General features: G+C 53.6%; 24 protein-coding genes. 9 read left to right on the forward strand and 15 right to left on the reverse strand.

From position 1 onward, the window contains the following. Window positions 1-74: 74 nt before the first annotated feature. Window positions 75-1,166, forward strand: coding sequence for an FAD:protein FMN transferase (locus tag C5Y83_RS24785; protein ID WP_105332499.1), 1,092 nt, complete (start codon window positions 75-77; stop codon window positions 1,164-1,166). Here the strand turns inward: C5Y83_RS24785 and C5Y83_RS24790 are convergent. Both C5Y83_RS24790 and C5Y83_RS29210 read right to left on the reverse strand, forming a co-directional pair. Continuing rightward, window positions 1,163-2,914 carry a DUF1598 domain-containing protein gene (locus C5Y83_RS24790; RefSeq protein ID WP_105332500.1) on the reverse strand — a complete coding sequence of 584 codons (1,752 nt, stop codon included), beginning with the start codon at window positions 2,912-2,914 and terminating at the stop codon, window positions 1,163-1,165. The genes C5Y83_RS24785 and C5Y83_RS24790 overlap by 4 nt on opposite strands. A gap of 227 nt (window positions 2,915-3,141) precedes the next feature. Continuing rightward, complete coding sequence (locus C5Y83_RS29210; protein ID WP_146117918.1) at window positions 3,142-3,621, reverse strand: hypothetical protein; 480 nt, start codon at window positions 3,619-3,621, stop codon at window positions 3,142-3,144. A 425-nt stretch (window positions 3,622-4,046) separates the two neighbouring features. On the opposite strand from C5Y83_RS29210, the gene C5Y83_RS24800 reads away from it, so the two are divergent. From C5Y83_RS24800 to C5Y83_RS24810, 3 genes are all read left to right on the forward strand, one after another. Continuing rightward, complete coding sequence (locus C5Y83_RS24800) at window positions 4,047-4,376, forward strand: Hpt domain-containing protein (protein WP_105332502.1); 330 nt, start codon at window positions 4,047-4,049, stop codon at window positions 4,374-4,376. 95 nt (window positions 4,377-4,471) lie between these two features. After that, complete coding sequence (locus tag C5Y83_RS24805) at window positions 4,472-5,704, forward strand: lactate racemase domain-containing protein (protein ID WP_105332503.1); 1,233 nt, start codon at window positions 4,472-4,474, stop codon at window positions 5,702-5,704. Between the two features lie 22 nt (window positions 5,705-5,726). Next, window positions 5,727-6,644 (forward strand): YgfZ/GcvT domain-containing protein, encoded by a 918-nt coding sequence (locus C5Y83_RS24810; protein WP_158262505.1) that lies wholly within the window; start codon window positions 5,727-5,729, stop codon window positions 6,642-6,644. 5 nt (window positions 6,645-6,649) lie between these two features. On the opposite strand, the gene C5Y83_RS24815 is transcribed toward C5Y83_RS24810, so the two are convergent. Further along, entirely contained in the window at window positions 6,650-8,323 is a 1,674-nt protein-coding gene (locus tag C5Y83_RS24815; RefSeq protein WP_233207355.1) for an HD domain-containing phosphohydrolase, read from the reverse strand. 371 nt (window positions 8,324-8,694) lie between these two features. Here C5Y83_RS24815 and C5Y83_RS24820 point away from each other — a divergent pair, with 371 nt between their 5' ends. Further along, window positions 8,695-9,711, forward strand: coding sequence for an SDR family oxidoreductase (locus tag C5Y83_RS24820; RefSeq protein WP_105332505.1), 1,017 nt, complete (start codon window positions 8,695-8,697; stop codon window positions 9,709-9,711). A 47-nt stretch (window positions 9,712-9,758) separates the two neighbouring features. On the opposite strand, the gene C5Y83_RS24825 is transcribed toward C5Y83_RS24820, so the two are convergent. From C5Y83_RS24825 to C5Y83_RS24835, 3 genes are all read right to left on the reverse strand, one after another. Then, window positions 9,759-10,886, reverse strand: a complete 1,128-nt coding sequence (locus tag C5Y83_RS24825) for an aminopeptidase (RefSeq protein WP_105332506.1) — start codon at window positions 10,884-10,886, stop codon at window positions 9,759-9,761. Between the two features lie 82 nt (window positions 10,887-10,968). After that, the gene (locus C5Y83_RS24830) at window positions 10,969-11,349 is read right to left on the reverse strand and encodes a hypothetical protein (protein WP_105332507.1); all 381 of its coding nucleotides are present in this window, start codon (window positions 11,347-11,349) and stop codon (window positions 10,969-10,971) included. A gap of 141 nt (window positions 11,350-11,490) precedes the next feature. Beyond that, entirely contained in the window at window positions 11,491-11,913 is a 423-nt protein-coding gene (locus C5Y83_RS24835) for a hypothetical protein (RefSeq protein WP_146117919.1), read from the reverse strand. A gap of 412 nt (window positions 11,914-12,325) precedes the next feature. Here C5Y83_RS24835 and C5Y83_RS24840 point away from each other — a divergent pair, with 412 nt between their 5' ends. From C5Y83_RS24840 to C5Y83_RS24855, 4 genes are all read left to right on the forward strand, one after another. Next, a complete protein-coding gene (locus C5Y83_RS24840; RefSeq protein WP_146117920.1) occupies window positions 12,326-13,219 on the forward strand; it encodes a hypothetical protein in 894 nt (297 codons plus the stop codon). Window positions 13,220-13,257: 38 nt separating this feature from the next. Beyond that, window positions 13,258-14,484 (forward strand): formylglycine-generating enzyme family protein, encoded by a 1,227-nt coding sequence (locus tag C5Y83_RS24845; protein WP_105332510.1) that lies wholly within the window; start codon window positions 13,258-13,260, stop codon window positions 14,482-14,484. Further along, complete coding sequence (locus tag C5Y83_RS24850; RefSeq protein ID WP_105332511.1) at window positions 14,481-15,389, forward strand: TRAFAC clade GTPase domain-containing protein; 909 nt, start codon at window positions 14,481-14,483, stop codon at window positions 15,387-15,389. Before C5Y83_RS24845 ends, C5Y83_RS24850 begins: the two co-directional genes overlap by 4 nt. A gap of 64 nt (window positions 15,390-15,453) precedes the next feature. Then, window positions 15,454-16,653 carry a hypothetical protein gene (locus C5Y83_RS24855; protein WP_105332512.1) on the forward strand — a complete coding sequence of 400 codons (1,200 nt, stop codon included), beginning with the start codon at window positions 15,454-15,456 and terminating at the stop codon, window positions 16,651-16,653. A gap of 20 nt (window positions 16,654-16,673) precedes the next feature. On the opposite strand, the gene fliM is transcribed toward C5Y83_RS24855, so the two are convergent. From fliM to ybeY, 9 genes are all read right to left on the reverse strand, one after another. Further along, entirely contained in the window at window positions 16,674-17,708 is a 1,035-nt protein-coding gene (gene fliM / locus C5Y83_RS24860) for a flagellar motor switch protein FliM (RefSeq protein ID WP_105332513.1), read from the reverse strand. A 51-nt stretch (window positions 17,709-17,759) separates the two neighbouring features. Then, the gene (locus C5Y83_RS24865) at window positions 17,760-19,034 is read right to left on the reverse strand and encodes a glutamate-5-semialdehyde dehydrogenase (RefSeq protein WP_105332514.1); all 1,275 of its coding nucleotides are present in this window, start codon (window positions 19,032-19,034) and stop codon (window positions 17,760-17,762) included. A 220-nt stretch (window positions 19,035-19,254) separates the two neighbouring features. Further along, window positions 19,255-19,812: a hypothetical protein gene (locus C5Y83_RS24870; protein ID WP_146117921.1), complete on the reverse strand. Its 558-nt coding sequence runs from the start codon at window positions 19,810-19,812 to the stop codon at window positions 19,255-19,257. Window positions 19,813-19,823: 11 nt separating this feature from the next. Continuing rightward, a complete protein-coding gene (gene folP, locus C5Y83_RS24875; protein ID WP_105332516.1) occupies window positions 19,824-20,750 on the reverse strand; it encodes a dihydropteroate synthase in 927 nt (308 codons plus the stop codon). A gap of 42 nt (window positions 20,751-20,792) precedes the next feature. After that, complete coding sequence (lptE, locus tag C5Y83_RS24880) at window positions 20,793-21,344, reverse strand: LPS assembly lipoprotein LptE (protein ID WP_105332517.1); 552 nt, start codon at window positions 21,342-21,344, stop codon at window positions 20,793-20,795. 24 nt (window positions 21,345-21,368) lie between these two features. Continuing rightward, window positions 21,369-22,643, reverse strand: a complete 1,275-nt coding sequence (locus C5Y83_RS24885) for a tetratricopeptide repeat protein (protein ID WP_105332518.1) — start codon at window positions 22,641-22,643, stop codon at window positions 21,369-21,371. Between the two features lie 38 nt (window positions 22,644-22,681). Then, complete coding sequence (recO, locus tag C5Y83_RS24890) at window positions 22,682-23,434, reverse strand: DNA repair protein RecO (RefSeq protein WP_105332519.1); 753 nt, start codon at window positions 23,432-23,434, stop codon at window positions 22,682-22,684. 88 nt (window positions 23,435-23,522) lie between these two features. Beyond that, window positions 23,523-24,818 (reverse strand): hemolysin family protein, encoded by a 1,296-nt coding sequence (locus C5Y83_RS24895; protein ID WP_105332520.1) that lies wholly within the window; start codon window positions 24,816-24,818, stop codon window positions 23,523-23,525. Window positions 24,819-24,821: 3 nt separating this feature from the next. Beyond that, window positions 24,822-25,304 carry an rRNA maturation RNase YbeY gene (ybeY, locus tag C5Y83_RS24900; RefSeq protein ID WP_105332521.1) on the reverse strand — a complete coding sequence of 161 codons (483 nt, stop codon included), beginning with the start codon at window positions 25,302-25,304 and terminating at the stop codon, window positions 24,822-24,824. Window positions 25,305-25,314 lie beyond the last annotated feature (10 nt).

Genomic DNA, 25,314 nt, shown 5'->3' on the forward strand with positions numbered 1-25,314 from the left:
TATAACCCTCAAGTTGTTTCAGGGACAGAATTTCGCACTCGCACTGCCAAACCCCCGAGCGCTAGGATTTAGTCGTGACGTCTGAAGAGGAAAAACGGACCAGCCGCCGAAATTTTCTACGAGGAAAGCTGGCTTCGCCACCCGATACCGAAGCAGTGGAAGGGGCTTCAAACGAAGCAACTTCGGCTGAGACTCGACCAGATGGGGCTTACCTGGTCCAGCTGGCTCGGCAAGCGATGGCCTGTCAGTTTGAAGTGTATTTGAACGCCGCTGGCCCAGGGACAGAGGCGGAAGGGGCCGTCGCGGCTCTCGACCTTGTGAACGACCTGGAACAACAGCTTTCCGCCTATCGTCCCGAGAGCGAGATTTGCCAACTGGCGAGAACGGCTTACTTGGGACCGGTCGTGGTTGAGCCGAGACTCTTTCAGTTGCTCGAGTTGTCGCTTCAACTGCATCGCGATACCCATGGCGCGTTCGATATAACCGCCGGCCCGTTAACGAAAGTGTGGGGCTTCTTCGATCGCGAGGGGAAAGTGCCCCAAGAGGACGACTTGGTCGAAGCAATGCGACTCGTTGGAAGTAACCAGATCGAATTGGATTCGGATAAGCGAACCCTTCGATTGGCGAAAGAAGGTGTCGAGCTGAACCTGGGAAGCATCGGCAAAGGGTACGCGCTCGATCGATGTCAGGAAGTGCTCCTCGACTGGGATGTGGAGGACTTCTTGATTCATGGAGGAACGAGCAGCGTGTTGGCTCACGGAGAGCGTCGTGATGGCGCTCGCCAAGATGGATGGGAAGTCGGTGTGCCAGATCCACTTCGACCCGATCGCCGGATCGGAACCGTTTATCTGAAAAACGAGTCTCTAGGAACTTCAGGAGCGGCGTTCCAGGCTTTCTTTCATCAAGGGAAGAAATACGGTCATGTGCTCGATCCACGCAGTGGCCGCCCGTCGACCAAAGTCCTCTCGTCGACAGTCATTTCGCCGACTGCCGCATTAGCGGATGCGCTCGCGACTGCGTGTTATGTCATGGGACCGGAAGAAACCGAGGCGTTCTTAGAAAGCTACCCCAATGTGTCGGTGCTGTTAGTGGTAGAAGGTAAACGGCGTGGTTCGGTCGAAACGATCATGCTTGGTGGCATGTCCGAACGTTTGCTCCGCGTTTAGTCCCACCACCAGCCGTGATGTTCGATGGTCTGCGGTACACGGCTTTCAACGCGATTGGCGGACATAAGTCCGTAGCTATCGACAACGATGTTCTCATCCTTCACAAACTTCGAGGCATCGAAGCTCACGCCGCCACTCACGCCGGCAATGATGTGCTTACGATCGATGACTCGCATGTTCATGATCGACTCGACATCTTTCGGGGCAGGGGAGGTCTCAACCGTGTATCCACCCTTGGGAGAAAAGTGCGTGATGCTCCAATTCGCTTGATCGGCGAGACGCTCTTTCTCGATTAGCGAACAGACGATCGCTAGATCAAAGATGTTTTTCATCTCGGCATAGATCGGGTACTTTGTGGAAAGTGCATCATAGTGCTGCGTGAAATTCCGAGCGAACGTGGCGTTTAGCGTACTGGCGGTGTTGGTGTGGATTCGTCCACCTTGAGCGTCCAGCATTTCGTTCTCGCAAAGCACCTGAACTCCAGGTCCCTGCAACTCGAATGCATTCTTTTCCTGCGTCGCATTGATCGCTTGGTAGTTTTGCGTAAACCACCACCGTAGAACGTCCATCGGTGGAGCGCTGCCACCTGGCGGAATGGTTACCATTTCCAAATAGCTGGGAACACCGGCCGTGCCATCTTCGAGACCCATGCCGATCCGCTTCATGTGGTAGTCGGCTTCCACGATGATTTGGCCCACGTGGGTATCGGGATCGATTCCGTGAACGTCGATATCTTGCTTGCCAACGGCATCGCGAAGTCCTTCCAGCCAAGCATCCCGTTGTCGTGGATGCAGGGGTTTGGCCGAAGTCGCGTTAAGATACTCTTGTGCGTTTTTCAGACCGTCTTGTCTTGGCACGATCGCACAACCAAAGCGTCCTTTATCCGTGATGGCGTTTCGTAGCAGGACGACAAAGTCATCAAGCTGCAGTACTGGATGTGTAGTAACTTGATTGACGACACGGCCTTCAGGGTTTTGCTGCCAAGGACCCGCGGGACCTGCGATAACGATCTCGCCTTCTTCGGGATAAACGAGAACGTATTTGATCTCGTAGATCCCGGCCATGTTCAGCATCTCGTCGGTTGGCGGTTTCCCCAGTGCCCAACGAAGCTGTGCTTCTTTCTCGAGTCGAGTAAGCGAAACTTTTCTGAGCGAGGACGTCGCCGATACATCACGATTTAGCGATGCGATCTTCGAGGCATCGTGGACGCTCGATAAAAGCGAGTTGTTCGATAGCTTCGTGACGCGTTGCAGCGTTCCTTGCGAGTCGACATAAACACCGGTGGCAAAGGGAGCGATTGAGCCAGGACCGCCCAGGTCTTCCCAGCTATCAGGTTCAACCGTCGTGGTGATCAACTCAATCAGCGAATCGAAGTCGGGCTGCACACCACCCCCACGCGGGGATATCGGTTCCGACCGGGCCGCTGAAGCTTCGGTTAGCAGTTGCGAACGGGTGTTGTCGTCCTCGATGTAGGAAGCGGTTTCGACCGAGGAGCGTACGAGTCCGTACCGTAATTGAGCCCGTGCGATCGTTGCGTGGGCATCGTCACGCTGCGCGTTGGTTTCGAGATGCTTGATCTCGTCGAACGCCCGTGTAAATTCGCCGTGGAGGCTGAATGAATTGATTTTTCCGATCGGATCTTGCTGCGGAGACGGATCTTCGCCCAGGGCGGTTGCTGGATGGATCGAGGTGAAAAGCAAAGCGAACACGACGTTCGCCACAATCCCTGCCCGGATAAGGGTGAGCATGGGAGGGGTCTCCAAGTGATCGAGATCTCTAGTTCCGTGAGTAGACTATTAGGTTCTCTTCTTGCCGAGATAAGGTCAAGCAATTAGTGATCACTAGGGGAAAATCGCCCTAAAATTTCTCATTTCGGAGCGATCAAGAAATAAAAACAGCCAGAGTCCGGTTAGGAAATTCTCTGGCTGTTTTCGGTATTTTACCGAACTAGCGACCGAGGCCGCACCAGTTTCGACTAGCCGCAGCAGGTCGGTTCTGGAGCACAGCAGGTCGGTTCTGGCATGCAGCACGAAGGCTTGCAGCAGCTACGCAGCTTGTGCTTCAGGTGGTGGAACAAGCCACACTTCTTGGCACAAGGATCGCAGCACGATGGCTCTGGAGCACAGCAGGTTGGCTCAGGAGCACAGCAAGTCGGTTCCGGAGCGCAGCAAGTTGGCTCAGGAGCACAGCAGGTCGGTTCTGGTGCACAGCACGAAGGCTTGCAGCAGCTACGCAGCTTGTGCTTCAGGTGGTGGAACAAACCACACTTCTTGGCACAAGGATCGCAGCACGATGGCTCAGGAGCACAGCAGGTCGGCTCAGGAGCACAACAGGAAGGTTCAGGTGCACAGCCACAGCCGTGCGAGAAGCCGAACATACCGGCTTCAGCGGTGGAGGCAGCGGCGAAGATCAGACCGACAACCAACATCGCAGGGAAAGCAAAACGGGCATTCATCGAGAGGACTCCAACTTGACTTAACATTAACCACCAGAAAAAAAACAAACTCTCACCACGACCTCGATTACGATGCCCAGGGGAACAAATCCTGGATTTCGCGCTCTTGGTTGGGCGAGTGACTTTCCTTGGTAAGGAACTATCACTCGCTATCGACTACCCAAATCGGAACCCTCTAGCAAAATGCCTAAATTGTCTAGTCGGAGTATCTTTCCAGTTCCGGTCGTATCGGATCGACCGGATCTGCTACCACTGCCGTCATACAGTGCGGCAAATACGGAGCGTTAGCCACGTCGTGCGTACCATTCGAAACCCATTGTTAAGTAGGAATTTGCATGTCAGGGGGGATGATTCCCCCGTGACCGCTGGTTGAAAGAGTCAAATGAGCTAAGAGAAAGCTCAGCCTTTGTTTAGGGGCACGTTCGATGACGATTACTGATCGCCAAGCACTGATTTACTCTGACTTCGGAGACGACGAGGACTTGGCAGAACTGGTTGAGATGTTTGTGGACGAGATTCCCGATCGCGTTCAATCCATGTTAGATGCAGCGGAAGCCTCGGACTGGGAACAGCTTGGCCGGATCGCCCACCAAATGAAGGGTGCCGCAGGAAGCTATGGATACGGCGAAGTGACGAACGTTGCTGCCGTTCTCGAGCATGCTTGCCGTAACAATGCCTCGGCGGAAACGATTCAGCGAGCCCTACAGGAATTGGTGACCATGTGCTTGCGGATGCGGGCTGGCACGCCTGACTAGGCGGATCGCTGCTATCGCGTCCCGTTGACCGGCCGTCCCATGAATACCTATCATTCGGGAATCGAAACAACGTTTCTCGAATGACTTAGGTATCGATGTCCATTGCGACCCCCTTCGGCGACAACGCTCGATCCACCTGCGATATTGATCCGCAGATGGTCCTCGCCAATCTCCAAGCGGACTATCCTGCTGCTCAAGATCCTCAGCAGGCAATTCTTGACGCGCTAACGAATCCTGTCGGATACCCCGACCTGGCCCATGCATCCGTACCCGGCGATGTGGTCTTATTCGTCTTTGGAAAGGATGTCGGCGACTATCTGCCCACCGTCTCGGCGATCGTTTCGTACGCCCAATTTGCAGAGATGAACGATCGCACGTTTCAATTCCTGCTCCCACACGAGACCTTAAGTCCTGTTGTCGAGCAGTTGAAACAGGCCATCACCCCGCTAGGAGAATCGTCTGAAGTTATTGTGCATCAGCCGCAAGATCAAAAAGCCAATGCGTTTTTGACTTCAACTCAGGACAATCACGCGATCATTCTGAATCGCCATCTGTGCGATGCCGACTTGGTGGTTCCGATCGATGTGGCACGAAGCCATGAAGGATTTGGTTATTTCGGACCGTTCTCCTCCGTGTTTCCGACCTACTCGGATATCGATACGCAAAAGCGATGGCACTCACCGCTCTTTGTCACCCGCAAGCAGCGCATGAAGCGTCGGATTGCTGAGGTAGAGGAGATTCGCCAACTGTTGGGGATTGTTTACAACTGTTTGTTGGTGCCGGCTCGGGGTGGCGGATTTGCAGCGGTCATCTTTGGTGAAGCTGGGCATGTCGAAACGGAAGCAAACCTGCAACTCCAGCAACATTGGCAGCCGCACGTGCCTAACATGGCAGGGGTCGTCATCGCTTTGATCACCGGCGGCCAAGCAGGACAGACTTGGGAAAACGCTGCCCGAGCGCTGGCCAATGTCGAACATCTGGTCCGCCCCGATGGGGCAATCATCCTAGCGACCGAGATTCGTCAACGGCCGGGCGTCGCGATGTCGCAAATGGCAGAATCATTAGAATTCACCGACTTTGAGTCGCAGATGCGGAAGTCACGTCACGAAGACGCCGCGATCGCACTCCAGTTCGCGCGAACGTTAGCTCAGTGTAAGGTCTACATCCGCACCTCATTGCCGGAAGCGGTCATGGACGATCTCGATATGATTCCAGTTCAATCGGACGAAGAGTGCCGTAAGATCTGCGAGCACTATCAAGACGTCGTCGTTGTGCATGACGCCCAGAACATGTCGGTCCGCGTGGCGGATTCGACGGTCTCTTCGTAAACCTCTGCCCAGCCAAGTATTGATGTCTGACCATTGTGCCCAATTATCGTGGACCGCTTCGCCGTTTTCAACGTGGATCGAAATCAGCGGTCCAAGTCATCTGCGATTCATTCAAGGTCTGTGCACGAATGATGTTGTCGTGCTGGAATCAGGGAGCGGCTGCGAAGCATTTTTCCCAACGGTTCAGGGGAAGATTCTTGCGCATGGGTTTGTTTATAAGTCGGACGATCGGCTTGAGTTTCTAGGTCTTGGCGATCAATCGCCAGGTTTATTGCCTCACTTGCAGAAGTATTCGATGATCGAAGACGTCGAAGTTAACGATCGGAGTACTCAGGGAAACGCGATCTTTGTGTGGGGCGAGGGACTTGAGGCTTGCCTCCAAGAACTCCTCGGAAGCGAAGTTACATTGGGAACCTCGCAACACGGCACGATCACGTGGGAAGGGGCAACACTCCGCCTCTTCCGTATATCCGTCGTTGGCAAACCTTCGGTTGAAATCCGCGGCGAGCAAGCAGAAGCATTCGGCACGCGCTTATCCGAATGTGGCGCTACCAGCGTCGGCATCGAAGTGTTTCAGCGAGATCGAATTGTGAATCGCTTTCCATGGCATGGCGTCGACATATCTGCGGAACACTTAGCCCAGGAAGCGAATCGAGATGACTTGGCGATCAGTTTCAAGAAGGGATGTTACTTGGGACAGGAGACGATTGCCCGTATCGACGCTCTCGGACATGTGAACAAGAAGTTGGTCGCTGTTCAACTGCCCAAGCAGGTGGAAGAACTACCGCTTGCAATCAAGGTCGAGGAGAAAGAAGTCGGCCAAGTCGTGTCCGCTGCAGAGCTTGATGGACAAACACGCGGACTCGCAATGATCCGACGAAGCCACAATGCTGCGGGCACGAAGATCGAGTGCGAGTTGGGAACAGTCGAGGTCCTGTAGCCTGACTAGGAGGTTGCGTTTGTGAGGTCGAATCCGAGTTCGGCCCGTTCTTCACGCACGATGGAGTCGATGTCTTTTCGAGCTGCAAAGAATGCGGCCACCACTTCGGGGTCCCACTGGGTGCCGGATCCCTCTTGGAAAATTTTGTCGACACGCTCGGCGGGCATGCCCTTACGATAGGGACGATCGCTCGACATGGCATCGTAGGAGTCGGCTACGGCCGCGATGCGGGCCATCAATGGAATCGATTCGCCGGCAAGACCGTGTGGGTAGCCATTGCCGTCCCACTGCTCGTGATGATGCAACACGACTGGGAGAACATCTTCCAGTTGTTTCAGACCAGCCAGAATGTTGTAGCCCAACTCTGGGTGCAGCTTGATATGCTCGTACTCTTCATCGGTCAGCCGCCCTGGTTTGCGGAGGACGCTGTCGTCGATGCCAATCTTGCCGACATCGTGTAATAGTCCGGCCATGTACATCAAGTTCAAGTCGCGTTCGTCCATGCCGAGTTCTTTGGCCAAACGAACACCCAAACGAGCAACTCGATCGCTATGACCGCAGGTATACGGGTCTTTCGCGTCGATGGCAGAGGTCATTGCTCGGACCACACTAGTGACGAATTCGGATTGCCGACGATAGAGTTCAATATTGCCGCTGTGAATGCCAAGGATTGTTCCAACGCTACTCAGCAGACTGGCCTCGACGGTACCGAAACCTTTGTCTTCATTGTGATTGAATGCGAATAGCCAACCGAAGACATTTTCGCCTTCGATGAGCGGCACTGCGATAATTTGTCGTATCGCAGGAAAGGGCCAATCCGGACGTTCGGTGATCCGTTGATTGGCGACAAAGGCCGATCGCTTTTGATTCAGATTCAAATACTGAATCAATTGACTCAGCATCGTTGTGTCTGCTGGGCATTCGCCTGCGGTCAGTTGCGGTGAAGCGTAAGCCGTGCTGGCAAGATCATTCGAGTTTTTCTTGACGCCCGGTTGCTGGAACAGAATCGAGAGACCACGGCATGGAATCACTTCCAATAGCCAGTTCAAAGCCAGGTCGCCAAGCTGTGAGTCACTGCTTGAGATTCGCAGGTTTTGGGTCAGGCCGTAGAGTAGGCTGATTTCTTCATAGGTGGAGGACAGGCTGTCAGAGACCTTATCAATCTCCTCAGTCAGACGGACAATTTCTGTCTCTGCACCTATCTTGCCGACTACGACTGCGGCCATGCGTTCTAAGGCTGGGATCGTCCATTCGGCTTGGTTGTTATACCAGTGCTTTGCTTCTTCTGGCGAGCTGCCAATCAACTTGCCGACCTGTGAGAAGTCGACTGCAGCGTTAGAAGATGTCGCTAAGCGGAAAGGTGCACTGGCGATTAAATCTTGGGCACCGTCGCGTAACGGTAAACTAAGTAGTGCGCAGCCGTTTTCTTCAGCAACGATTGTCGCGGTACCTTCCCGCACGATTCCGGGGCTTAGGCTGGCTAAGAGATCCTCGTCGCCATCATGATGACCATCGGCGGAAATTAAGAGCTCGCCCGAGTTGCCATCGCGCAGGCAAAACGAGACGCCAAAGTAGTTCCGCAATTCCGTGCTCAACTGCTTCAAGCGGTGACGTACAGCCGGCACAAACGTACCAACGGCATTCCCGGTAAGCGACATTGAGGCGGGTGGCAACGACATACGAACAAATCCTGACAGCGTAACTGGACAAACGTTGGATGTTGGCAAGACATCGTTCAAATGTAGGTCACTCTGAGGAGCTTGGCTCCTCGCCGACGCATGAGCGTTATCTCTAGTTGTCGGCTACGGTTTCGAGAGTACTTGTGCATTGCGCCTGTCACATCGACGTTCTCTTACGGAACCCCATATCAGGGCTATCGGATTTTACGAAAACTCCTAATATGCGGATGTCTATCCCGAGCGAACTCGTTCATGCGAGGGGGTGAGAGAATCGATATCAGGGGGTATCGATGCATGTATCGGAAACCCGCGAATAGGAATCCCCCTGAATAAGCTGTTTCCTTTTTTGCGCATTAAAATCCCATTTGGCCATGTCTTTACGTTTACCTTTGTTGATAACGGGCGTGCCCGGAGTGCCTGGATACAACGCCTTGTTCCACTTCGGCCATAAATTCCCAGGACAAGTCGTTGGTTTGCGTCCCACCGACAACTGGCGTCTAGAAGGGGATCATGTTGTTGCATGCGACATGGAAGATGTCGATTCTCTGAAGCGATTGTTTGATGAACACCAATTTGGATCGGTGCTTCATTGTGCGGGAAGCTGTGCCCTGAAGTCGTGCGAGCTTGACCCTGCCATGGCCTGGCGAATCAATCTCGAAGGTACGCGGAATCTGTTGCATATCCTTGAAGGTACTGACACACGGCTAGTTCATTTGTCGATTGACCTCGTTTTCAGCGGCATCGGCGAAGGAGACATGCTCGAGACCGACAGCACCGACCCGGTCACGGTTTACGGCAAGACCATGGCCGCAGCGGAAAGCTTAGTCTCGTTGATGCGTCCCGATGCAACGATCTTGCGAATCTCGCTGCCAATGGGTGTCAGCTTCAACGGACATGCCGGGGCGATCGACTGGATTCAATCTCGCTTTAAGAAGCAGCGTCCGGCTACGCTTTACTTTGACGAAGTGCGTACCCCAACCTATACGGACTGCATGAATCTGGCGTTTGAAGAGATACTGTCTCGACCGCTACCAGGGATTTATCATGCCGGCGGACCAACCAGTTTGAGCCTTTACGAGATCGCCCAGATCGTGAATCGTGTCGGCGGATATGACCCAGACCTTTTGATGGGATGCATGCGAATTGAGGCGGGCCCAATTCCGCCTCGGGCCGGGAATGTATCGATGAACTCGGCCAAGTTAGTCGAGCATCTTGGCTTCGAGCCGTTTCATTCCTGGCCGTACGATTTGCGATATATCCCGACCGATCGCGAGTGGCATTACGATCGCTCGGCCGAAGAAGAGGGCAGTCCGGAATTGTTAGAGCGAATCCTGTACTGCAATCCGCTTCGCGAAAACGAAATCATACGGCCTCCCTTTGTTCGCTAGGGAGGCCGTATTCTGACGCGATTAGGGTAGTCGCCAACCAACTGCCACTACGTCAGTGGTTGCGGGAATTCCGGATTCAAGAATCGTCCATTCTCGCTGATCACTTCGCCGTCGGCCAAGATTTGACCACCACTTCGCAAGTCGCACACCATGTCCCAATGCAGACCAGATTCGTTCGTACCGCCTGATTCGGGATATGCGGCACCAACGGCGGCATGGAAGGTTCCGCCTATCTTTTCATCGAACAGCGTATTCTTCGTGTATTGCTGGATCGCGTAGTTTGTGCCGATCGCAATTTCACCGAGGATACGGGCACCGGCGTCTTGATCGAGCATAGCGATGAGGAACTCTTCCCCTTTATTCGCTTTCGCATCGACGACCCGACCATCCTTAAAGGTTAGTTCAATGCCGTCTGACTCTCGACCGCCATGAACGGCCGGAAAGCTGTACTTAACGATCCCCTGCGTGGCCGTTTCGATCGGCCCAGTGAAGACTTCACCATCAGGGAAGTTCTCGTGCCCGTCGCAGTTGATCCACTTGCGTCCTTCGATGCCCAGTGTCAGGTCAGTACCTTGCGGAGTGACGAACCGCAATTCTTTCTTCGTCATAAGGAAATCAGCTAACTTCTGCTGGCTGATGCTTAGCTTCTTCCAAATTGCTACTGGATCTGGCTCGTGCAGAAATCCAGATCGGAAAACGAAATCCTCGTACTCCGACAGCGACATTTCGGCGTCTTGCGCAGAGGATTCACAGGGGAATTGCGTACCGACCCAATTCAACGAGCCATCGGCGGCACGGCCGAGGAACTTCTTGAAATAGGTCTTCCGCGACTGACTCAGTAGCGAGCTTCGTTGCGGCGGAATGGAGGAGAGGGCTTTTGTGTTCTTCTGCCCCCAAAGACCGATGGAACAGTCAATCGTATCGACTGCATGCAACAAGAGCGGGTTCTCGAACAGCAACTGTTCGTCGGAGCCATCTTCGAGCAAGATTCGCTTGCATTCGTCGGGAATGACGCTGACTTCGGCGTGAGCTCCAGCCCGAATGACTTCACGGTAGATGGCGATCACTAACGGTTCCGAAACGGTCGGTCCTGTGATACGCACCAATTGGCCAGGCTTCACTTTTCCAGAGTACTTCACCAAAACCTGGGCCAGCTTTTCGTAGCGAGGATCCATTGAGACCGTTACCTTTCCGAGGTCATAACAAAGATGTGAGTGCGACGGTGGGGCGGCGCGAAAAGAGGATTTCGTCGGACTCTCACCGACGCGACATTAAGAAAACAAGCAAGGCCCACGGCATCATAGCGATCGCCACCGCAGCTATTTGAAGCGACTTTGGTGCTCGACGTTTTCGTCGAGACTGAACGATCGGCGTCAGGAGTCCGCCGACGCTTCCTGTGACAACCGCGGTGAAGAGGAGAAGATCCGAGAATGCCAGAAGCGTATCTCTGGGACCGCCTGCCAATTGCCATGCGGCAACCGAGAACCACATCAACAATACACCGATGACAAATACCAGAGTCGCAAAGATGCAGAGACTCCAAAAGATTGTCAACGATTCAATCGCTTGCGACTCGCCCGGAGGTGCATGAGCCTCTGGGCGGGCCAGCTTTTTCTGACTGCGCCGCTTTTTGGACACGATGAGTTCCGAACTGCACAAATGGGGAGGTGAATTAGTTCTCCCCAAGTATGTCGCTGCCAGCTAATTTGGTCAACAAGTTGCCCTCAGCAGGGCAGGGTTCAATTAGCTGAGCCAACTCATCGTCGGTGCGACGGATTATTAAAGTCCATAGTAATGGACGTCAATCTTGCCGCAGTCCTTGAAGACCATTTTGATCTTGAAACCACAGCACCATTCGTATTCGACGATACCACGCTTGAACAAACCGCATCGGCTGGTGATGCAAGGAATGCCTTCGCAGCAGGAAGGAAGACAAACGGGCACATCGACATAACAGTTACAGCGAGGATCGGTCACCTGCAGAATGGCTTCGGTCGGCGGGCCGCAAGCGCAAGGGCATGCCTTTTTGACGAACAAGCGATGCGTCTTGTACCGGAAACAAGGTTCGTAGCAGCATGGTTTTGGTGGTACGGGAGCGCAGCACGTGGGCTCTACCGACTTCGCAGCTTGCGAAGAGCTGGCGGATGCCAACAGGACCACAGCGGCGAAAAAGACCGGTAGCGTCCTAGTGAATTTCATCATGATGGCAAACTCCTGATTGCAATTAGGCGAGATGGCGAAATCCTTCCGCACGCGATGCGATCGTGTATTCAAGCGAACGCGAACATCATCTTCCAGCCTAACATCTCTCGCTGCCTGAGCAACTGGGGACTCTGCATCGACTTTGTCAGAGGAAAATTGCGAAATCACATTTATCTACCGCACTAGTAGCAGTTTCATCATTTTCGGCGGATTCTTTTGCCTGAGGGGTGGTTTCGACCTACGTTTTCAATGGTGGTTGCTGAACCAGCATTGCCACCCTCCTCATAGACAGCGGGAAACGAGCGTTTTCCCATTTGGAACTTTTCCGACTTGGCCCAGTTTTCGGGCAACTTTTTCCAGAGTGACCTATGGCCGAGTTCCCTCCAGGTGATAGGCGGAAGGCAGGGTTGACGTGAATGCTCACGCAATGGCTCCCGTGATGAGCCCCGACTACACGCCGCTCGATCAAGCGCTTAGCCAACTCCGTCATCACAACGGAGAACTGGAGAAGTTTATTGATGGGCTGCTCAACGAGATTGCCAACCTGGGCCAAGACGTCGAGTCGCGCGCAAATGAATTGATGAAGGCGCGGCGTCAACTCGATCATACGGCTCAGACTTCACTTCACCTGAGTGAAGAGAATCAGCGTCTCAATCAACTCATCGAGCAACATAATGAAGCGATCGCACAGGCAAATGCTGAAATTGCGCAGCTTCAACAGCAAGTATCGGAAGCGAAAGCGGCCGTACCATCCATTCAAAACGACCCCGCGGACCAGCAGCGGATTGCAGAACTGGAGCAGCAATTGAGTGCTGCCCGTTCCGATTCCGGCGGCGACGCCGAACTTTTAACCCAAGTCGAGCAGCTTCGCCGCGAATTGGCAGCAACCAAGTTAGAACTTCTCAAGCGGGACCAAGCCGAGGCAGAAGAATCGGACAACGATGATTTTGATTCTCTCAAGCAGCGTAATGAAGTGCTCGAAGGGGAACTCCATCAGGTTCGTGGGCATGCCATGCGTTTGACTGAAACGATCGATCAACAACGCAAGGAAATGAACCAGCAGAAGTCCTCGTGGACAGAAGAAATGCAGGCCATGCGATCGTTACTGGAACGCCGCATGACGCCAGCTACGACGCAGACCCAGTCATTCGCAGATACCTCGGTGATCAGTGATACGGCGACGGTGACACGGGATGAACTCGAGATTCGAGCGAACAACAACAATACCGTAGTTGATTCCGTTATGGCGCAATTCGCCAAGCTACAGCGCGACGTGAACAAGCGTCGCAACCAGCAGCGTAGCTAGGACCCTTTTCCACAAAGTCATCATTCAGGACTCATTCGATGAAACGCTATGTAGTAGGGGGAGTTGGCGTAGCTGGCCTGGTAGTACTAGGAGGGCTGGCCTGGCTTTTCAACAGCCTTGTCTTGGCCTGGGCCACAACGCTTTTCGTGGTCGCCCTCATTGCCGGAACCGCGTTCTACCGCAAGTTCCGCCAGAGATTTGCTACATCTTCGAGCCACACTACCTCTCATTCGACTGCCACAAAACCTGCGGTTGAATCCCACGCTACGGATGATGTTGACCCAGGCGTCGATGACTCGCAAGACTTGGCCGAATTGATGCTGAAGCAGGGGCGTTACACGCTTCTTCTTCGTCCACAGATCGCCGAAAGCATTCCATCGCAGGTGTTGACCCGTGCTCAGCAAATGTTGGATGACGAAATGACATTGGTTCCCAGCGGCGAAACTATCGTCGGTAAGGGAATGAATGATTCCGCCGATCTGCCCGAGCATCTGGATGGTCGCGTTGTCCATGTCGAGGGTTTCTACCTCGATCGTTACCAGGTCACCAACGATCAATTTCAACGTTTCGTGGATGCTGGTGGTTACGAACAACTAGCATTATGGGATCCTGAAATCGTTCCGGCTATTCTCGAATTCGTTGACTCGACCGGAATCAGTGGTCCTCGTTACTGGAAGAATGGAACGTATCTCTCCGGCCAAGCCAACCATCCCGTAGTCGGTGTTTGTTGGTACGAAGCGGCCGCGTACGCACGTTGGGTCGGTAAACGTCTGCCAACTGATCCAGAGTGGGTCAAGTCTGGCAGTTGGCCAGTACCGCTGCCAGGCGCACGACCGATTCAGCGCAAGTTCCCCTGGGGGGAAGCGTTCGATCAGAATAAGACGAACCTATGGGGAAGTGGCCGCGGAGGTACGGCACCCGTGGACGAGTTCACCGATGGAATGAGTGTCGGTGGTGCCCATCAATTGATTGGTAACGTTTGGGAATGGACCTCAAGCCGATTCGGTGCCTGGCAATCGGGGGCCAATCCTCTTGTTCTCGACGCTTCGATGCGAAGCGTGCGTGGTGGTGCTTTCGATACCTACTTCGAGGCCCAGGCTTCTTGTGATTTTCAAAGCGGCGATAAAGCCGTGGCCCGGAAGCGGAACATCGGGTTCCGCTGTGCAATCGGGCTGTGTGATCTGATTCCAGACGAATCGATGCAAGCCGAGGAGACTCCGGCCCAGGTCGAAACTCATGAAGAATTTGCTGAGGTGACCCAATGACCAAGCGTGTCCTCGTCCCGATGGAATCGTACCGTCTTGCCGAAGCTGCGGTACCATTGTCGTGCTATATCTGTGGTGTCGACAATAGCTACAGTACCGAGTTATGTCGACACTGTGCTGCCCCGCTGGCTCTTTCCCACCAGGCCAGGACCCAGGGCGTTCGTCCGCAGATGTTGGCTGTGCTGGGCACCGCGGCTGCCGGCAAGACGGTTTACCTTGGCATGTTGTTGGACATGCTGACTCGGCAGAATGGTCGGGTGCAGGTTCTCGCACGAGGAGCGTTCTCGATCACTCTTCAACAGCGAACGATGATGGCACTCGCACAGTGTCAGTTCCCCGAAAAGACTCCGAACGAGCCTGATCGCTGGAACTGGGTACACTGCCAGGCCAAGATCAATAACAAGAAGCAGCCGATGGAATTGATCATGCCTGACATGGCGGGCGAGGCGATCTTAGAAGAGATTGATCACCCCAATGCCTATCCGGCGATTCACTCCTTCCTGGATAAATGCTCGGCAGTAATTCTGCTGGCCGATACCGATCGGATCGAGCGAGGCGGCGCGGAACAAAATTACTTCCTGATGAAGCTGATCACGTATCTCAGTGAGCAGGATGGACGTCGCAATAAAGGTAAGAAGTCGACACGTCCGGTCGCGATTGTGTTCTCCAAGGCTGATCGGTGTGAACCATGCTTCGACAATCCAGAGTTGTATGCCAAAGAGAAGACTCCCAATCTCTGGCAACAAGTTCAGCAGCGATTTGTGAACTACGGGTTCTTTGCTTCAGGGGTCGCCGGCTCCGTCGGCTTCCGCGAAGAACGAGGCGAAGGTCCGATGGCCGTACCACTGCGGATCGAGCCGCGCGGCATCGTAGAACCGTTTGAATGGCTTGTCCGAAAAGTATAAATCGGTGATACCTGTGGCTCCTCTAACTCCGAAGACTCTGCAAGCATCGAAATCACAAGTATCCATGCCGGCAGGGACCGTTCCTGTCGAGCAAGCGATTTTCACGTCGGCCCAGACGATGAACAAAGATGGATACCAGCTCGTGGCTTGGAGCCCGGGGATCAGCGCCGAGGACGCACGTGTCCTGGCTGTATGGGGTCCGGCACATGACTCGATGATTGCCGACGATCCTTCCGACGTGAGCTTGAACTTTCATCCACTTCGGGATGGGAAAGTTTGCATCTCCCGAACGATGCTGGGCTCGGCTGAGTATAGTGGCCGAGGTGGACGCCAGGTTTATACGCACTGCTTCGTGCTGAATAAGGCAAGCTTCGCTCGCTTTCATAACGACCCCTTTCGTGTGCTTTCTGCGGCCCTAGCAATTCACGACTTGCGTCCAGGCCCCGAGCTGCCGACCGATTTGCCGACGATGATGATGCTTCCGTCGGGGCCGCCCGTTGAACCTGGGCTGATTCGCTTCTTCGATTCGCCAACGCAACAGCAAACGATGGTCACTTGGTTTCACCTCGCGCTAACCTCGAAGAAACTGTTGTTTACCGGTAACTATAACGACCGCTACCTTTCGGTATTTTTCAACTTGCTGCCCGTCTCGATTCGACCGCTATTTCCGTTTTCGACGCGCCTGCGCTATTCGCCACGTCGTGAATTTCGCTTGATTGGACTGGCAAACGATACTGAGGAACAGAAGAAGGCCGCGCGGCAGGAAGGGTGCACGGTCTTTGCGTTCGACTCGCCTGCACGCACGCCAGAACTATCGCGACATCCATGGGCAACTTGGGTTCAAGTTGCGTTGTGCCAACGTGAGCCCGATATTGCGGCAAAGCTGATTGGGGAATTGCCGTTATCGACGCGTTTGGAAGATCTGCCGTCAATTGGAAACCGACTTCGGGTGACATTATCGGGTCAACGGCGGAAGGAGGCAGATGCATCCCCCGCGGTCTCCTTGCCGCCCGTTGCCCTGGAGCGTGATACGGATCGCGAAGAACTTTTGCGATTGGTAGAACGTTCACTCGATGGCGATGTGTCCGCGCTCGAGCGTCTCAGCTCGGCTTGGGGTTGTCCGGAAGACTCGCGGATGGAATCACTAAGGGAAGATTGCGCGAAGCATTTTGTTTCTCTCTCACGCAAGCGACAAGGGACAGGGGATAGTCGATCGTCAATGGCCCTCGAAATCCTCAGCTTGATCTTAAGAACATCGCCATAGGGGACAACGCTCGTGAAGACCTATTTTTGTTGAGGCGGCTTTTTGCGTTCGAAGCTTCGTTCAATTTGAATAGCTTTCCGACCCTTGTACGCTCCTGCGAATGCTTGAAATGCTGGAGTGCCGTTCACATTAACCTGAAGCGGCGTGCGTGAGTCCTTCTCGGTCGTGATCACATCGCCAACACGCAAGTCGAGAAGCTCTTCCATCGTGATTGTGGTGTTGGCCAAAATTACATCGAGATTGACGTGAGCTTTGTCGATGTGATCCCCAATCGCAGCCCGCGACTGGGGTGTTGCCTCAGTGCTTCCGTAGGAAAACCACGTGTTAGCGGTCAGCTTATGACTGATTCGTTCGATCGAGTTGAACGGAATGCAAAGGTTGATCATGCCGCGTACGTCACCGATCGCCAGTTCAAAACTGACGAGCACAACCACTTCGTTTGGCGGCACGATTTGAACTAGTTGTGGATTGCTTTCCACACGCACAACTTTTAAGTCAAGTGGAAGGACGTTTTCCCAGGCTTCTTTGAGTTCGATCAAAAACAGGTCCGAAATTCGCGAGACCAGCGTTAGTTCGATTTCTGTCAGCGGACGCCGCGACGCGGGCGTGCTCTCTTTGCCGCCGCCCAGCAGACGATCGATGATTGGATAGAGGATCGACGGATTGATGTCGAGAATCAGATTGCCTTCTAGCGGCTCAGCAACCAAGAGGTTAAAGCAGCTGGGATTCTCAAGGCTGAAAACGAATTCGCTGTACGTGAGCTGATCGACGCTTGTTAGTTTGACTTCGACAATCGAACGCAGAAGCGCGGATAGAGCGGCTCCGAAGTTTCGGCTGAATCCCTCGTGCATCGACTGCAAGGCCCGCATTTGGTCTTTGCCGACCCGCTCGGGACGTTTGAAGTCGTAGGGCGTGATCTTCTCACGAGTGCGCGGAGCGTGGCTGGCTTGCGGATCAGGCGAAACGGCAGCGGCCGGCTTCGACGGTTCGTTGCCCGTCTCCATCGCGTTCAGCAGGCTTTCGACTTCAGCCTGGCTCAGTACGTTGTCAGCCATGAATCACTCCCTTGATTCACACGTCCTCGATGCATGATGTCGGATTACGTTCTAGCTACGAACGTGACCTTCGCCCATGACGATGTATTTGTAGCTGGTCAATGCTTCGATCCCGCAAGGACCGCGAGCATGGAATTTGTCAGTGCTGATACCAATCTCGGCACCGAGACCGAACTCTCCTCCGTCATTGAAGCGAGTACTCGCATTGACCATGACAGCCGAGCTGTCGACCTGGGCCGTGAACTTGCGGCTGGCGGTCAAGTTTTCAGTGACGATCGACTCGGTGTGTTTCGAGCTGTAACGATTGATATGAGCGATTGCTTCGTCGATGTCTTGGACAACCTTCACCGAAATAATCGGCCCCAGGTATTCTTCGCCAAAGTCTTGTTCCGTTGCTGGTACGGCTGACTTCACGATCTGGCAGGTCGCCTCGTCGCCGCGCATTTCGACTTCCTTCGCTGCGAAGGCTTTCGCCATCATCGGAAGGAACTTATCAGCGATTGCCGCATGAACGACCAGCGATTCAGCTGCGTTGCAGACACCGTAGCGATGGCATTTACTGTTGACCGTGATTTGAACTGCCATTTCCAGGTCGGCTGCCTGGTCGACGTACACATGGCAGTTTCCGTCAAAGTGCTTGATTACCGGCATGGTGGCTTCCGCACTTACGCGACGGATGAGGCCTTCACCTCCACGAGGAATCGCGACGTCGATAAACTGGTTGAGTTTCAGGAAATGTCCGACTGCGGCACGATCGGTAGTTGAAACCAACTGCATCGCATCTCTGGGGATACCAAATTCAGCCGCCTTTTCCTGCAAGATGTGAACGATCGCCTGCGACGAGTGAATCGCCTCCTTGCCGCCTCGCAAGATCACCGCGTTGCCACTCTTCACGCAGATCGCAGCTGCGTCTGCCGTAACGTTCGGACGAGACTCGTAGATGAAGAAGACAACACCAAGTGGTACGCGAATTTTTTGGATTGATAGTCCATTCGGACGTACGGTCGAATCGATTGTTTCGCCAATTGGATCAGGGAACATGGCGATTTGTTCGAGGGCCGACGCAATCCCTTCCACACGATCGTCAGTCAAACGTAATCGATCGATCTGAGCATCTGTCAGGCCATATTCAGGGGCGTTGGCTATGTCCTTAGCATTCGCTTCAGCAATCGCTTCGATGCTTTCACGCAACGCCGCGGCGGAAGCTTTCAGCCAATCATTCTTCGCCTGACCCGAAACGGTTGCCAGTATACGCGAGGCCGCTTGGGCCTTTTCGGCCGTCTGATGACAGTAAGTCGTTAAATCTAGTTCGTCCGCAATCGCCATTTTCAAACCCTGAGAAGCTGTTCGTCCAACAAAGGATTATCCCTGGAATGGGACATCGGGTCAATGCGAAAGGTTCGCTGCAGACGACAGTGTTGGATTTTGTAAGGCCTGTGGCAGCAATGACTTATGGTGTGCTGCTGCCCCATGGCGGGATGGCTTCAAGTATAAGAGAGCAATAAGAAGTCGATCCGCTGGATACGTTTTGCATCAAGTGAACCGCTTAAGCTTCCGTTGTTTCAAGCGGTTTGATCAGAAAGCGACGAATGTTGTGAGTCAGATGCCCAGCGGCGACCAATGCGAAGAAGCCGAGGCATCCCGTCCATCCGAGAGGGATAAACACATCGTTGCTAGGTTGGGCCAGGTAGAGATTGTACAGAAAGATCAGCGGCGTAATGACCGATAATAGAACGCTCAGTGGCAAGCCAAATACGTAAAGTGTGTAAACGCCTCGTCCCGTCGGCGCCCAGTACGTGATGGTTCCAAAGGTAATGCCGATGATGAAGCCAATCACAATGCCGTAAATACCTGCAGCAGCGCAGTACATTCCAAGTGGCGTAAGCATCTGAGGAGAAATCCGATCAGGTGCGATAATGAAAACCGTCAGCGAGAAGCAAACTGCCATTACGGCGACGAAATAAGCACCGAAGAGCAATACACCTGACACCGTCGACAGGCCGATCCAGCGCCCCATGCTTTTCGTTTGATGCAAGGGACCACTGTAAGCAGCAACCTCCTCAATCTCGGGACTGGCGAACGGATTGGAAGGTAGGTCGGACATACTGACCATTATTAGCGAATTGGATCGTCAGGCAACTCCATCGCGACGCCGTCGATTCCGCCTGTGGAAACAAACGCTTCCAGGGCTTCCATATTCGCCCTAACATCATGAACCCGAATGATTTGCACACCAAGACGAGCCAGAGTTAGGCTTGCCCCCACCGTGGCTAACGTGCGGTCCATGTCTTTATCGCCGAGTGTCTTAGCTAAGAAGCCTTTTCGGGAATGCCCAACTAAGATCGGACAGCCTAGCGTGTGGAATTCGTCACACTTAGCCATCAGATCGAAATTGTGCTGGTGACTTTTGCCGAAACCGATTCCTGGGTCGAGGCATATCTTCGTACGATCGATTCCGGCATAACGGAGTTGGCGGTAGCGTGCTTGAAGGTAGTCGAAGATATCGAGCACGACGTCGTCATATTGCGGATCGTCCTGCATTGTTTGCGGAGTGCCTTGCATGTGCATCGCACATACGCCCGCTCCTGATTCCACAGCGAGCGGGACCATTTCCGGGTCGGCTTCCAAACCGCTAATGTCATTGATGATTTCCACCCCGGCAGCGATCGCTTCCTTCGCAACGGCGGCCTTGGTGGTATCAATGGAAAGGGGGACATGAACCGCGTTTTGAATTGCCTCGACAATCGGCAAGACGCGACGCAGCTCTTCGTCTGTAGAAACCGACTGCGAGTAAGGACGTGTGCTTTCACCGCCAATGTCGATGATCGAAGCTCCATCGGCTTCCATCTGCAATGCTTGATCAATCGCCGCGTTTTGATCCATCCACTTTCCCCCATCTGAGAAGCTGTCGGGGGTTATGTTCAGAATGCCCATCAGTTTCGGAAGTCGATCAAACCGAAGCTTTCTGGTTCGTAGATTCCAACCGATGGCACGATACGGGTAGCGTTCGGCCAAGGTGGTGCTATGCGGGATCGATTTCATGGATGTAGTCTACCAAGGTAAGGGATTTTGCTGATCCCAGATTCACCAAGGAGCCTGCATATTCTGGACAACTTGCTTGGCGAAGGCATCGATTGCCTCTTGCTGGGCGGTGACCATAGATTGACCAGCTTCTGGGTACAGCACTCCCTGGGCGGTTAGGGTATCGGTACGCAGCACGGAAGCCAAGCTCAAGGTTGCCGGTTGGCGAATTAGCTGGCCACGCTGATCGATCCATTCGTATTGGATCTGAAGATCTTCTCGCAAAATTCTCGGGTCGTCGAGTGGGTTCGTTCCTTGAACGAATTTATCATCCCGAACAATAGTACCTCGCAAAACACTATCGGCCATCTGAGCATCGGCAATTCGATAGGGCGTGGTGTCTTGAATCTCCCTAATAATGCTTTCTGTCAATCGCTCTCCCAGATCGCGTCGGAAACTTTCCGACTTAAAAATGGGGACGTGGACAGTATGAATGTCCGGACGATAAAGATTGCGATTGCCAAACTGATAATGCACGCACCCGGTCATGCTTGCCGCAACACAGCTGGCAGCAGCGAACAAGAAGAAGCGACGATTGACTTGCTGGTCAGACATTAGGCATTGGCAGTAGGAGTAATATTAACGACGATCGGTTTCGCGATCTGGCTGCGTTGCGATGTTTTCGATCGGCGTGGCTGAAGCCTGAGGCAAATCCTTGCGGCGGTCGAGCCAGCTGTAAAGAAATTCTCCAGGCGGAGTTGGCGAATCAGGTCGCCCCTCGAGTTCGGCCAGGCGATCCTTAGCAGTCGTGGCCATGTTAGATGAAGGGAACTGCTGAACAATTTTCTTGTAATAGTGTCGGGCACCAGCGTAATCGCTCCGCTGGTCATAGAACGAAGCCATGTACCAGAGACGCTGAGCTTTGGCTGCCCGAATGTCGTAATCGAGCTTCTCGACCACTTCAATATTTTCTTGGGTCTTATCCGGGAACTGTCGCTTCATACGTGTTAGTAGTTTCTCGGCGTCTTCCAGTGGTTTACCGTCGTAAGCTGGCCCTTGATAGACTTTCATCTTGGTGACCACGCCCAGGTAGTGGGCGTTGAACTGATGTTCGCTGGTGGGGAAGTTTTGACGAAGGTCGGTATAGAAACGATCGGCTGTTTCAAAATTTGCTTCGCGGAAATGAGCGTTTGCTGCAGCGAGCGTGGCGTCGTCGGCCAGATCACCGGTTGGATCGTCCAAGCGAATTAGGTCAAACAGTTTGATCGCGTTGCCAAAACTATCGAACGTTGGCATCTGTTCGTCGGTAAAGTTTGGCTGCATTGCCCAGGGACGATCTTTGGTATAGCGATCCAACCAATACCGAGCTAACTTGAAGCGACGCACGTCGATCACGTCGAGGTGCTTGGTATTGGGATGCTTCTTGATCAGATTGTCGTATTGTCGGGTTGCATCGGCATAGTGATCGATGAAGAAGAAACACTCCCCGGCGTACATAAGCGAGTCTTCTTCGATCGCAGTGCCCGGCTGATAAAGAGCAGCGCGTTGGAAATAACCGGCTGCTTCCAGCATTTTCTTTTCTCGAGCAGCTCCTTCGACTTCCAAGCCTTCTTCGTAAAGGGCTTCCCCCTTGGCGAACAACTGCTTGGCAAGCGACTTGTTTTGGCCGTTATGACCGGTGACTTCCAAGGCTCGCTGTCCTACCCCAGTCGGATCCCACCACGAGCGATCTGAGGATGGTGGTGCTTCGTCAGGAGATTGTCCCCGTTGGACTTCCTCTTCGTAGCTGACTTGCGAGACGGGACTGAATGAGGTTGGAGGTGGCGTTGGATCTTGTTGGCCGAAGCTCATGCAGCCCACAGCTGGTAAAGCCGAGAGAATGCAGATGGTGAGAATCGAAGTTGTTTTCATCATCGCGGACTTCCTTGCCCTATGCGTTTTCCAACCTGAGTTCAGATCGAGAGAATCCGCAGGAATTCTCGTAATCTGGGCGTCTTACCCAGGGTATGGCTCAAATATCGATTGACGAGTGCCCGGACTTCCATGGCCAGGCGAGGTGGAATTTCAGTTGTCTTCCAACGCTCGTCTTCTGCGGCATAAATCGAAAGCAACTTCAACGAGTCGACCGCCACATCGATGACTTGACGATGACCGCTACGTGCGCGCTTCGAAAGTACGCCACCGGCGAGTAGTCCGAATGGAGTACGCCCGCTATCGGCGATTGGTTCACCTGTTTCGACACATTGGGTCAACTCAGGTAATTGGCCGAGGTAGCGAAGCAGCATCATTTCGAACCGCAACACCAAAGGAGCAACCTCGTGCAGATCATTCAGCTGGGAAAGTACCCGGTTGGCTAAACGAAACAACTCCGGGAAGGGGTCCGAGCGATCGGTCATCTCGGCTAACAACTCAGCCACATAGTAGCCAGCGTATAGATGATCGACGCTTTTTTGCCCACCACGAAATCGCCGTTCGACCTTTGCTTCGGTCAGCAAGTCGAGGCTGTCGCTTTTTTTGTGGAGGAAGACTATTCGACTTACGGTCAAAACGTCAAGAGCAGACTCGAATGGGCTTTTCGGACGCTTGCATCCTTTGGCCAAGGCAGTGATTTTGCCAAAATCCTCGGTAAACAGCGTGACGACCGACGAGGTCTCGCTGAAGTCGACGGTGCGAATCACGATTGCTAGCGTCTTTTCCGCCGACATGAAATAAAGCTTTTAAGATGAAAGATTCCGCCGATATCACTGCATGCATCTTCGGCGATGATACCGCGAGCGGAAGATCGTTCAAAGATCAGGCCGTTTGGGCCTTGTTCTGTTTCGTGCGAGTGAGACGCAATTGATGAATGCGACGACGATCGGCAGCGACCACCTGAATCGTCACTTCGCCGACTTGCAGAGACTCGCCAGGTTTCGGAATTCGTCGCATCATATGGATGACCAGCCCGCCAATGGTGTCGTAGTCATCTTCGTCGGGAAGTTCCATGCTGAGAACTTCATTGATGTCTTCGACATGCGCCTTTCCAGTGACATCTGCTTCCTCATCGGAGATTTGGATGATGCCGTTATCCGTCTCGTCGAGATCATGTTCGTCAACGATTTCGCCCACGATTTCTTCGAGAACGTCTTCGATCGTGACCAGGCCGGTTACCGCATGGTATTCATCGACAACCAGAGCCAAGTGGGTTCGCTTGCGGAGAAAGTACTTCAGCAGTTCGCTCACGGTCATGCTTTGAGGAACGTGGATTACCGGACGAGCGAGTTCGATCAGTGTCTTGCGGGTCGACTCTGGACGGGCCAGTTCTGGAAGAAGGTCTTTCACATACAACAGACCAGCGAAGTTGTCGCGTGTTCCATCCCAAATTGGAATACGCGTGCGACCAGTCTTCGAGATGAATTCGACCGTCTCCCACCAGGAAGTGGTCGCGGCTAACGAATCAATATCGGAACGGGGCGTCATGATGCTGACCGTTTCGGTATCGTCGAGGTCCATTACCCCTTCGATCATTTCCCGCGCGTCTTCTTCAATGTGACCTTCACGAATGGCTTCGGTCACGATCGTACGGATTTCTTCTTCGAATTCTTCTTCTTCGTCGGTCGGTTCATCCTCGATACCGGCGGCTCGTTTCATCACGCCCCCGATCAAATGTACACCGAAGGTCACTGGGTAAAAGATCGTGGCGACCGACGACCAAAGGGGCCAAGTGTAGTAGATGTAAGCAGGACCAAAATGCTCGGCAACCGCCCAGGGAAGCCAGACCATGGTGACCATCAAGACGAAAGTCACGCCCACGACGTCACCGATGAAGGTCGTCGTGTCGAGAATCGTTTCGGCCCGTGAGCCAAGTAGCCAAGCCTGACTGGAAATCAAGAAAATCGCGAGGCTTAAAACTTGCAACGCTTGAGCGGCCAGCGCCGCCATTTCATGGCGTTCGTGAATCGTGCCAAAAAGCTGCGGGCGGTCTTTCTTCTCACAGTACTCTTCCAAATCATGCCATAGCATGTCAGGCAGAATTGTGGCGGCAATTGAAGTGAGGATGAGGACCAGCAAACCAGACGTGGCCAACCAGATGAATAGCGTCGGTCCCATCGGTTATGAAGCTCCTTGGTTGGGCGTACCTGACGCAGTGGCTTGGCCGTCGTACTCGATGCCCAACTGCTGAAGGTAATGTTGTTCGAGACGTCGCATTTCTAGGCGATCGCTATCTTCGTGATCGTCGTAACCTGCCAAGTGAAGGCAGCCATGCACGACGTACAACGTCATTTCTTCGTCGACGGTCCAGGCATGCTGCCGGGCTTCCTCGGCTGCGTATTGCGCACTGATCATGATCTCACCGGAAAGGAAGTCACCTTCATGGTCCATGGGAAAGGTGATCACATCGGTCGGGTAGTCGTGCTGCAAGAAACGTATGTTGAAGTCATGGATTTCCGTATTGTCGACCACAGCGATCCCTACTTCGCCGCGTGCGAAGCCTTCGCCAGAGAACACCGCCTGGACGGCTTGTTGGAAGAGTTCGCCAGGGATTTTGAATTCCGTTTGGCGGTTGGTGATTACGATTTCGTACGGGGGGGACATCCGTCTCGCT

Source organism: Blastopirellula marina, assembly GCF_002967765.1.
Lineage (GTDB): Bacteria > Planctomycetota > Planctomycetia > Pirellulales > Pirellulaceae > Bremerella > Bremerella marina_A.

Coding starts and splice junctions, on each gene's coding strand:
- C5Y83_RS24790 (WP_105332500.1), bottom strand. CDS start 2,914: ATGCTCACCCTTATCCGGGCAGGGATTGTGGCGAACGTCGTGTTCGCT.
- C5Y83_RS29210 (WP_146117918.1), bottom strand. CDS start 3,621: ATGAATGCCCGTTTTGCTTTCCCTGCGATGTTGGTTGTCGGTCTGATC.
- C5Y83_RS24800 (WP_105332502.1), top strand. CDS start 4,047: ATGACGATTACTGATCGCCAAGCACTGATTTACTCTGACTTCGGAGAC.
- C5Y83_RS24805 (WP_105332503.1), top strand. CDS start 4,472: ATGTCCATTGCGACCCCCTTCGGCGACAACGCTCGATCCACCTGCGAT.
- C5Y83_RS24810 (WP_158262505.1), top strand. CDS start 5,727: ATGTCTGACCATTGTGCCCAATTATCGTGGACCGCTTCGCCGTTTTCA.
- C5Y83_RS24815 (WP_233207355.1), bottom strand. CDS start 8,323: ATGTCGTTGCCACCCGCCTCAATGTCGCTTACCGGGAATGCCGTTGGT.
- C5Y83_RS24820 (WP_105332505.1), top strand. CDS start 8,695: ATGTCTTTACGTTTACCTTTGTTGATAACGGGCGTGCCCGGAGTGCCT.
- C5Y83_RS24825 (WP_105332506.1), bottom strand. CDS start 10,886: ATGGATCCTCGCTACGAAAAGCTGGCCCAGGTTTTGGTGAAGTACTCT.
- C5Y83_RS24835 (WP_146117919.1), bottom strand. CDS start 11,913: ATGATGAAATTCACTAGGACGCTACCGGTCTTTTTCGCCGCTGTGGTC.
- C5Y83_RS24845 (WP_105332510.1), top strand. CDS start 13,258: ATGAAACGCTATGTAGTAGGGGGAGTTGGCGTAGCTGGCCTGGTAGTA.
- C5Y83_RS24850 (WP_105332511.1), top strand. CDS start 14,481: ATGACCAAGCGTGTCCTCGTCCCGATGGAATCGTACCGTCTTGCCGAA.
- C5Y83_RS24855 (WP_105332512.1), top strand. CDS start 15,454: ATGCCGGCAGGGACCGTTCCTGTCGAGCAAGCGATTTTCACGTCGGCC.
- fliM (WP_105332513.1), bottom strand. CDS start 17,708: ATGGCTGACAACGTACTGAGCCAGGCTGAAGTCGAAAGCCTGCTGAAC.
- C5Y83_RS24865 (WP_105332514.1), bottom strand. CDS start 19,034: ATGGCGATTGCGGACGAACTAGATTTAACGACTTACTGTCATCAGACG.
- C5Y83_RS24870 (WP_146117921.1), bottom strand. CDS start 19,812: ATGTCCGACCTACCTTCCAATCCGTTCGCCAGTCCCGAGATTGAGGAG.
- folP (WP_105332516.1), bottom strand. CDS start 20,750: ATGAAATCGATCCCGCATAGCACCACCTTGGCCGAACGCTACCCGTAT.
- lptE (WP_105332517.1), bottom strand. CDS start 21,344: ATGTCTGACCAGCAAGTCAATCGTCGCTTCTTCTTGTTCGCTGCTGCC.
- C5Y83_RS24885 (WP_105332518.1), bottom strand. CDS start 22,643: ATGATGAAAACAACTTCGATTCTCACCATCTGCATTCTCTCGGCTTTA.
- recO (WP_105332519.1), bottom strand. CDS start 23,434: ATGTCGGCGGAAAAGACGCTAGCAATCGTGATTCGCACCGTCGACTTC.
- C5Y83_RS24895 (WP_105332520.1), bottom strand. CDS start 24,818: ATGGGACCGACGCTATTCATCTGGTTGGCCACGTCTGGTTTGCTGGTC.
- ybeY (WP_105332521.1), bottom strand. CDS start 25,304: ATGTCCCCCCCGTACGAAATCGTAATCACCAACCGCCAAACGGAATTC.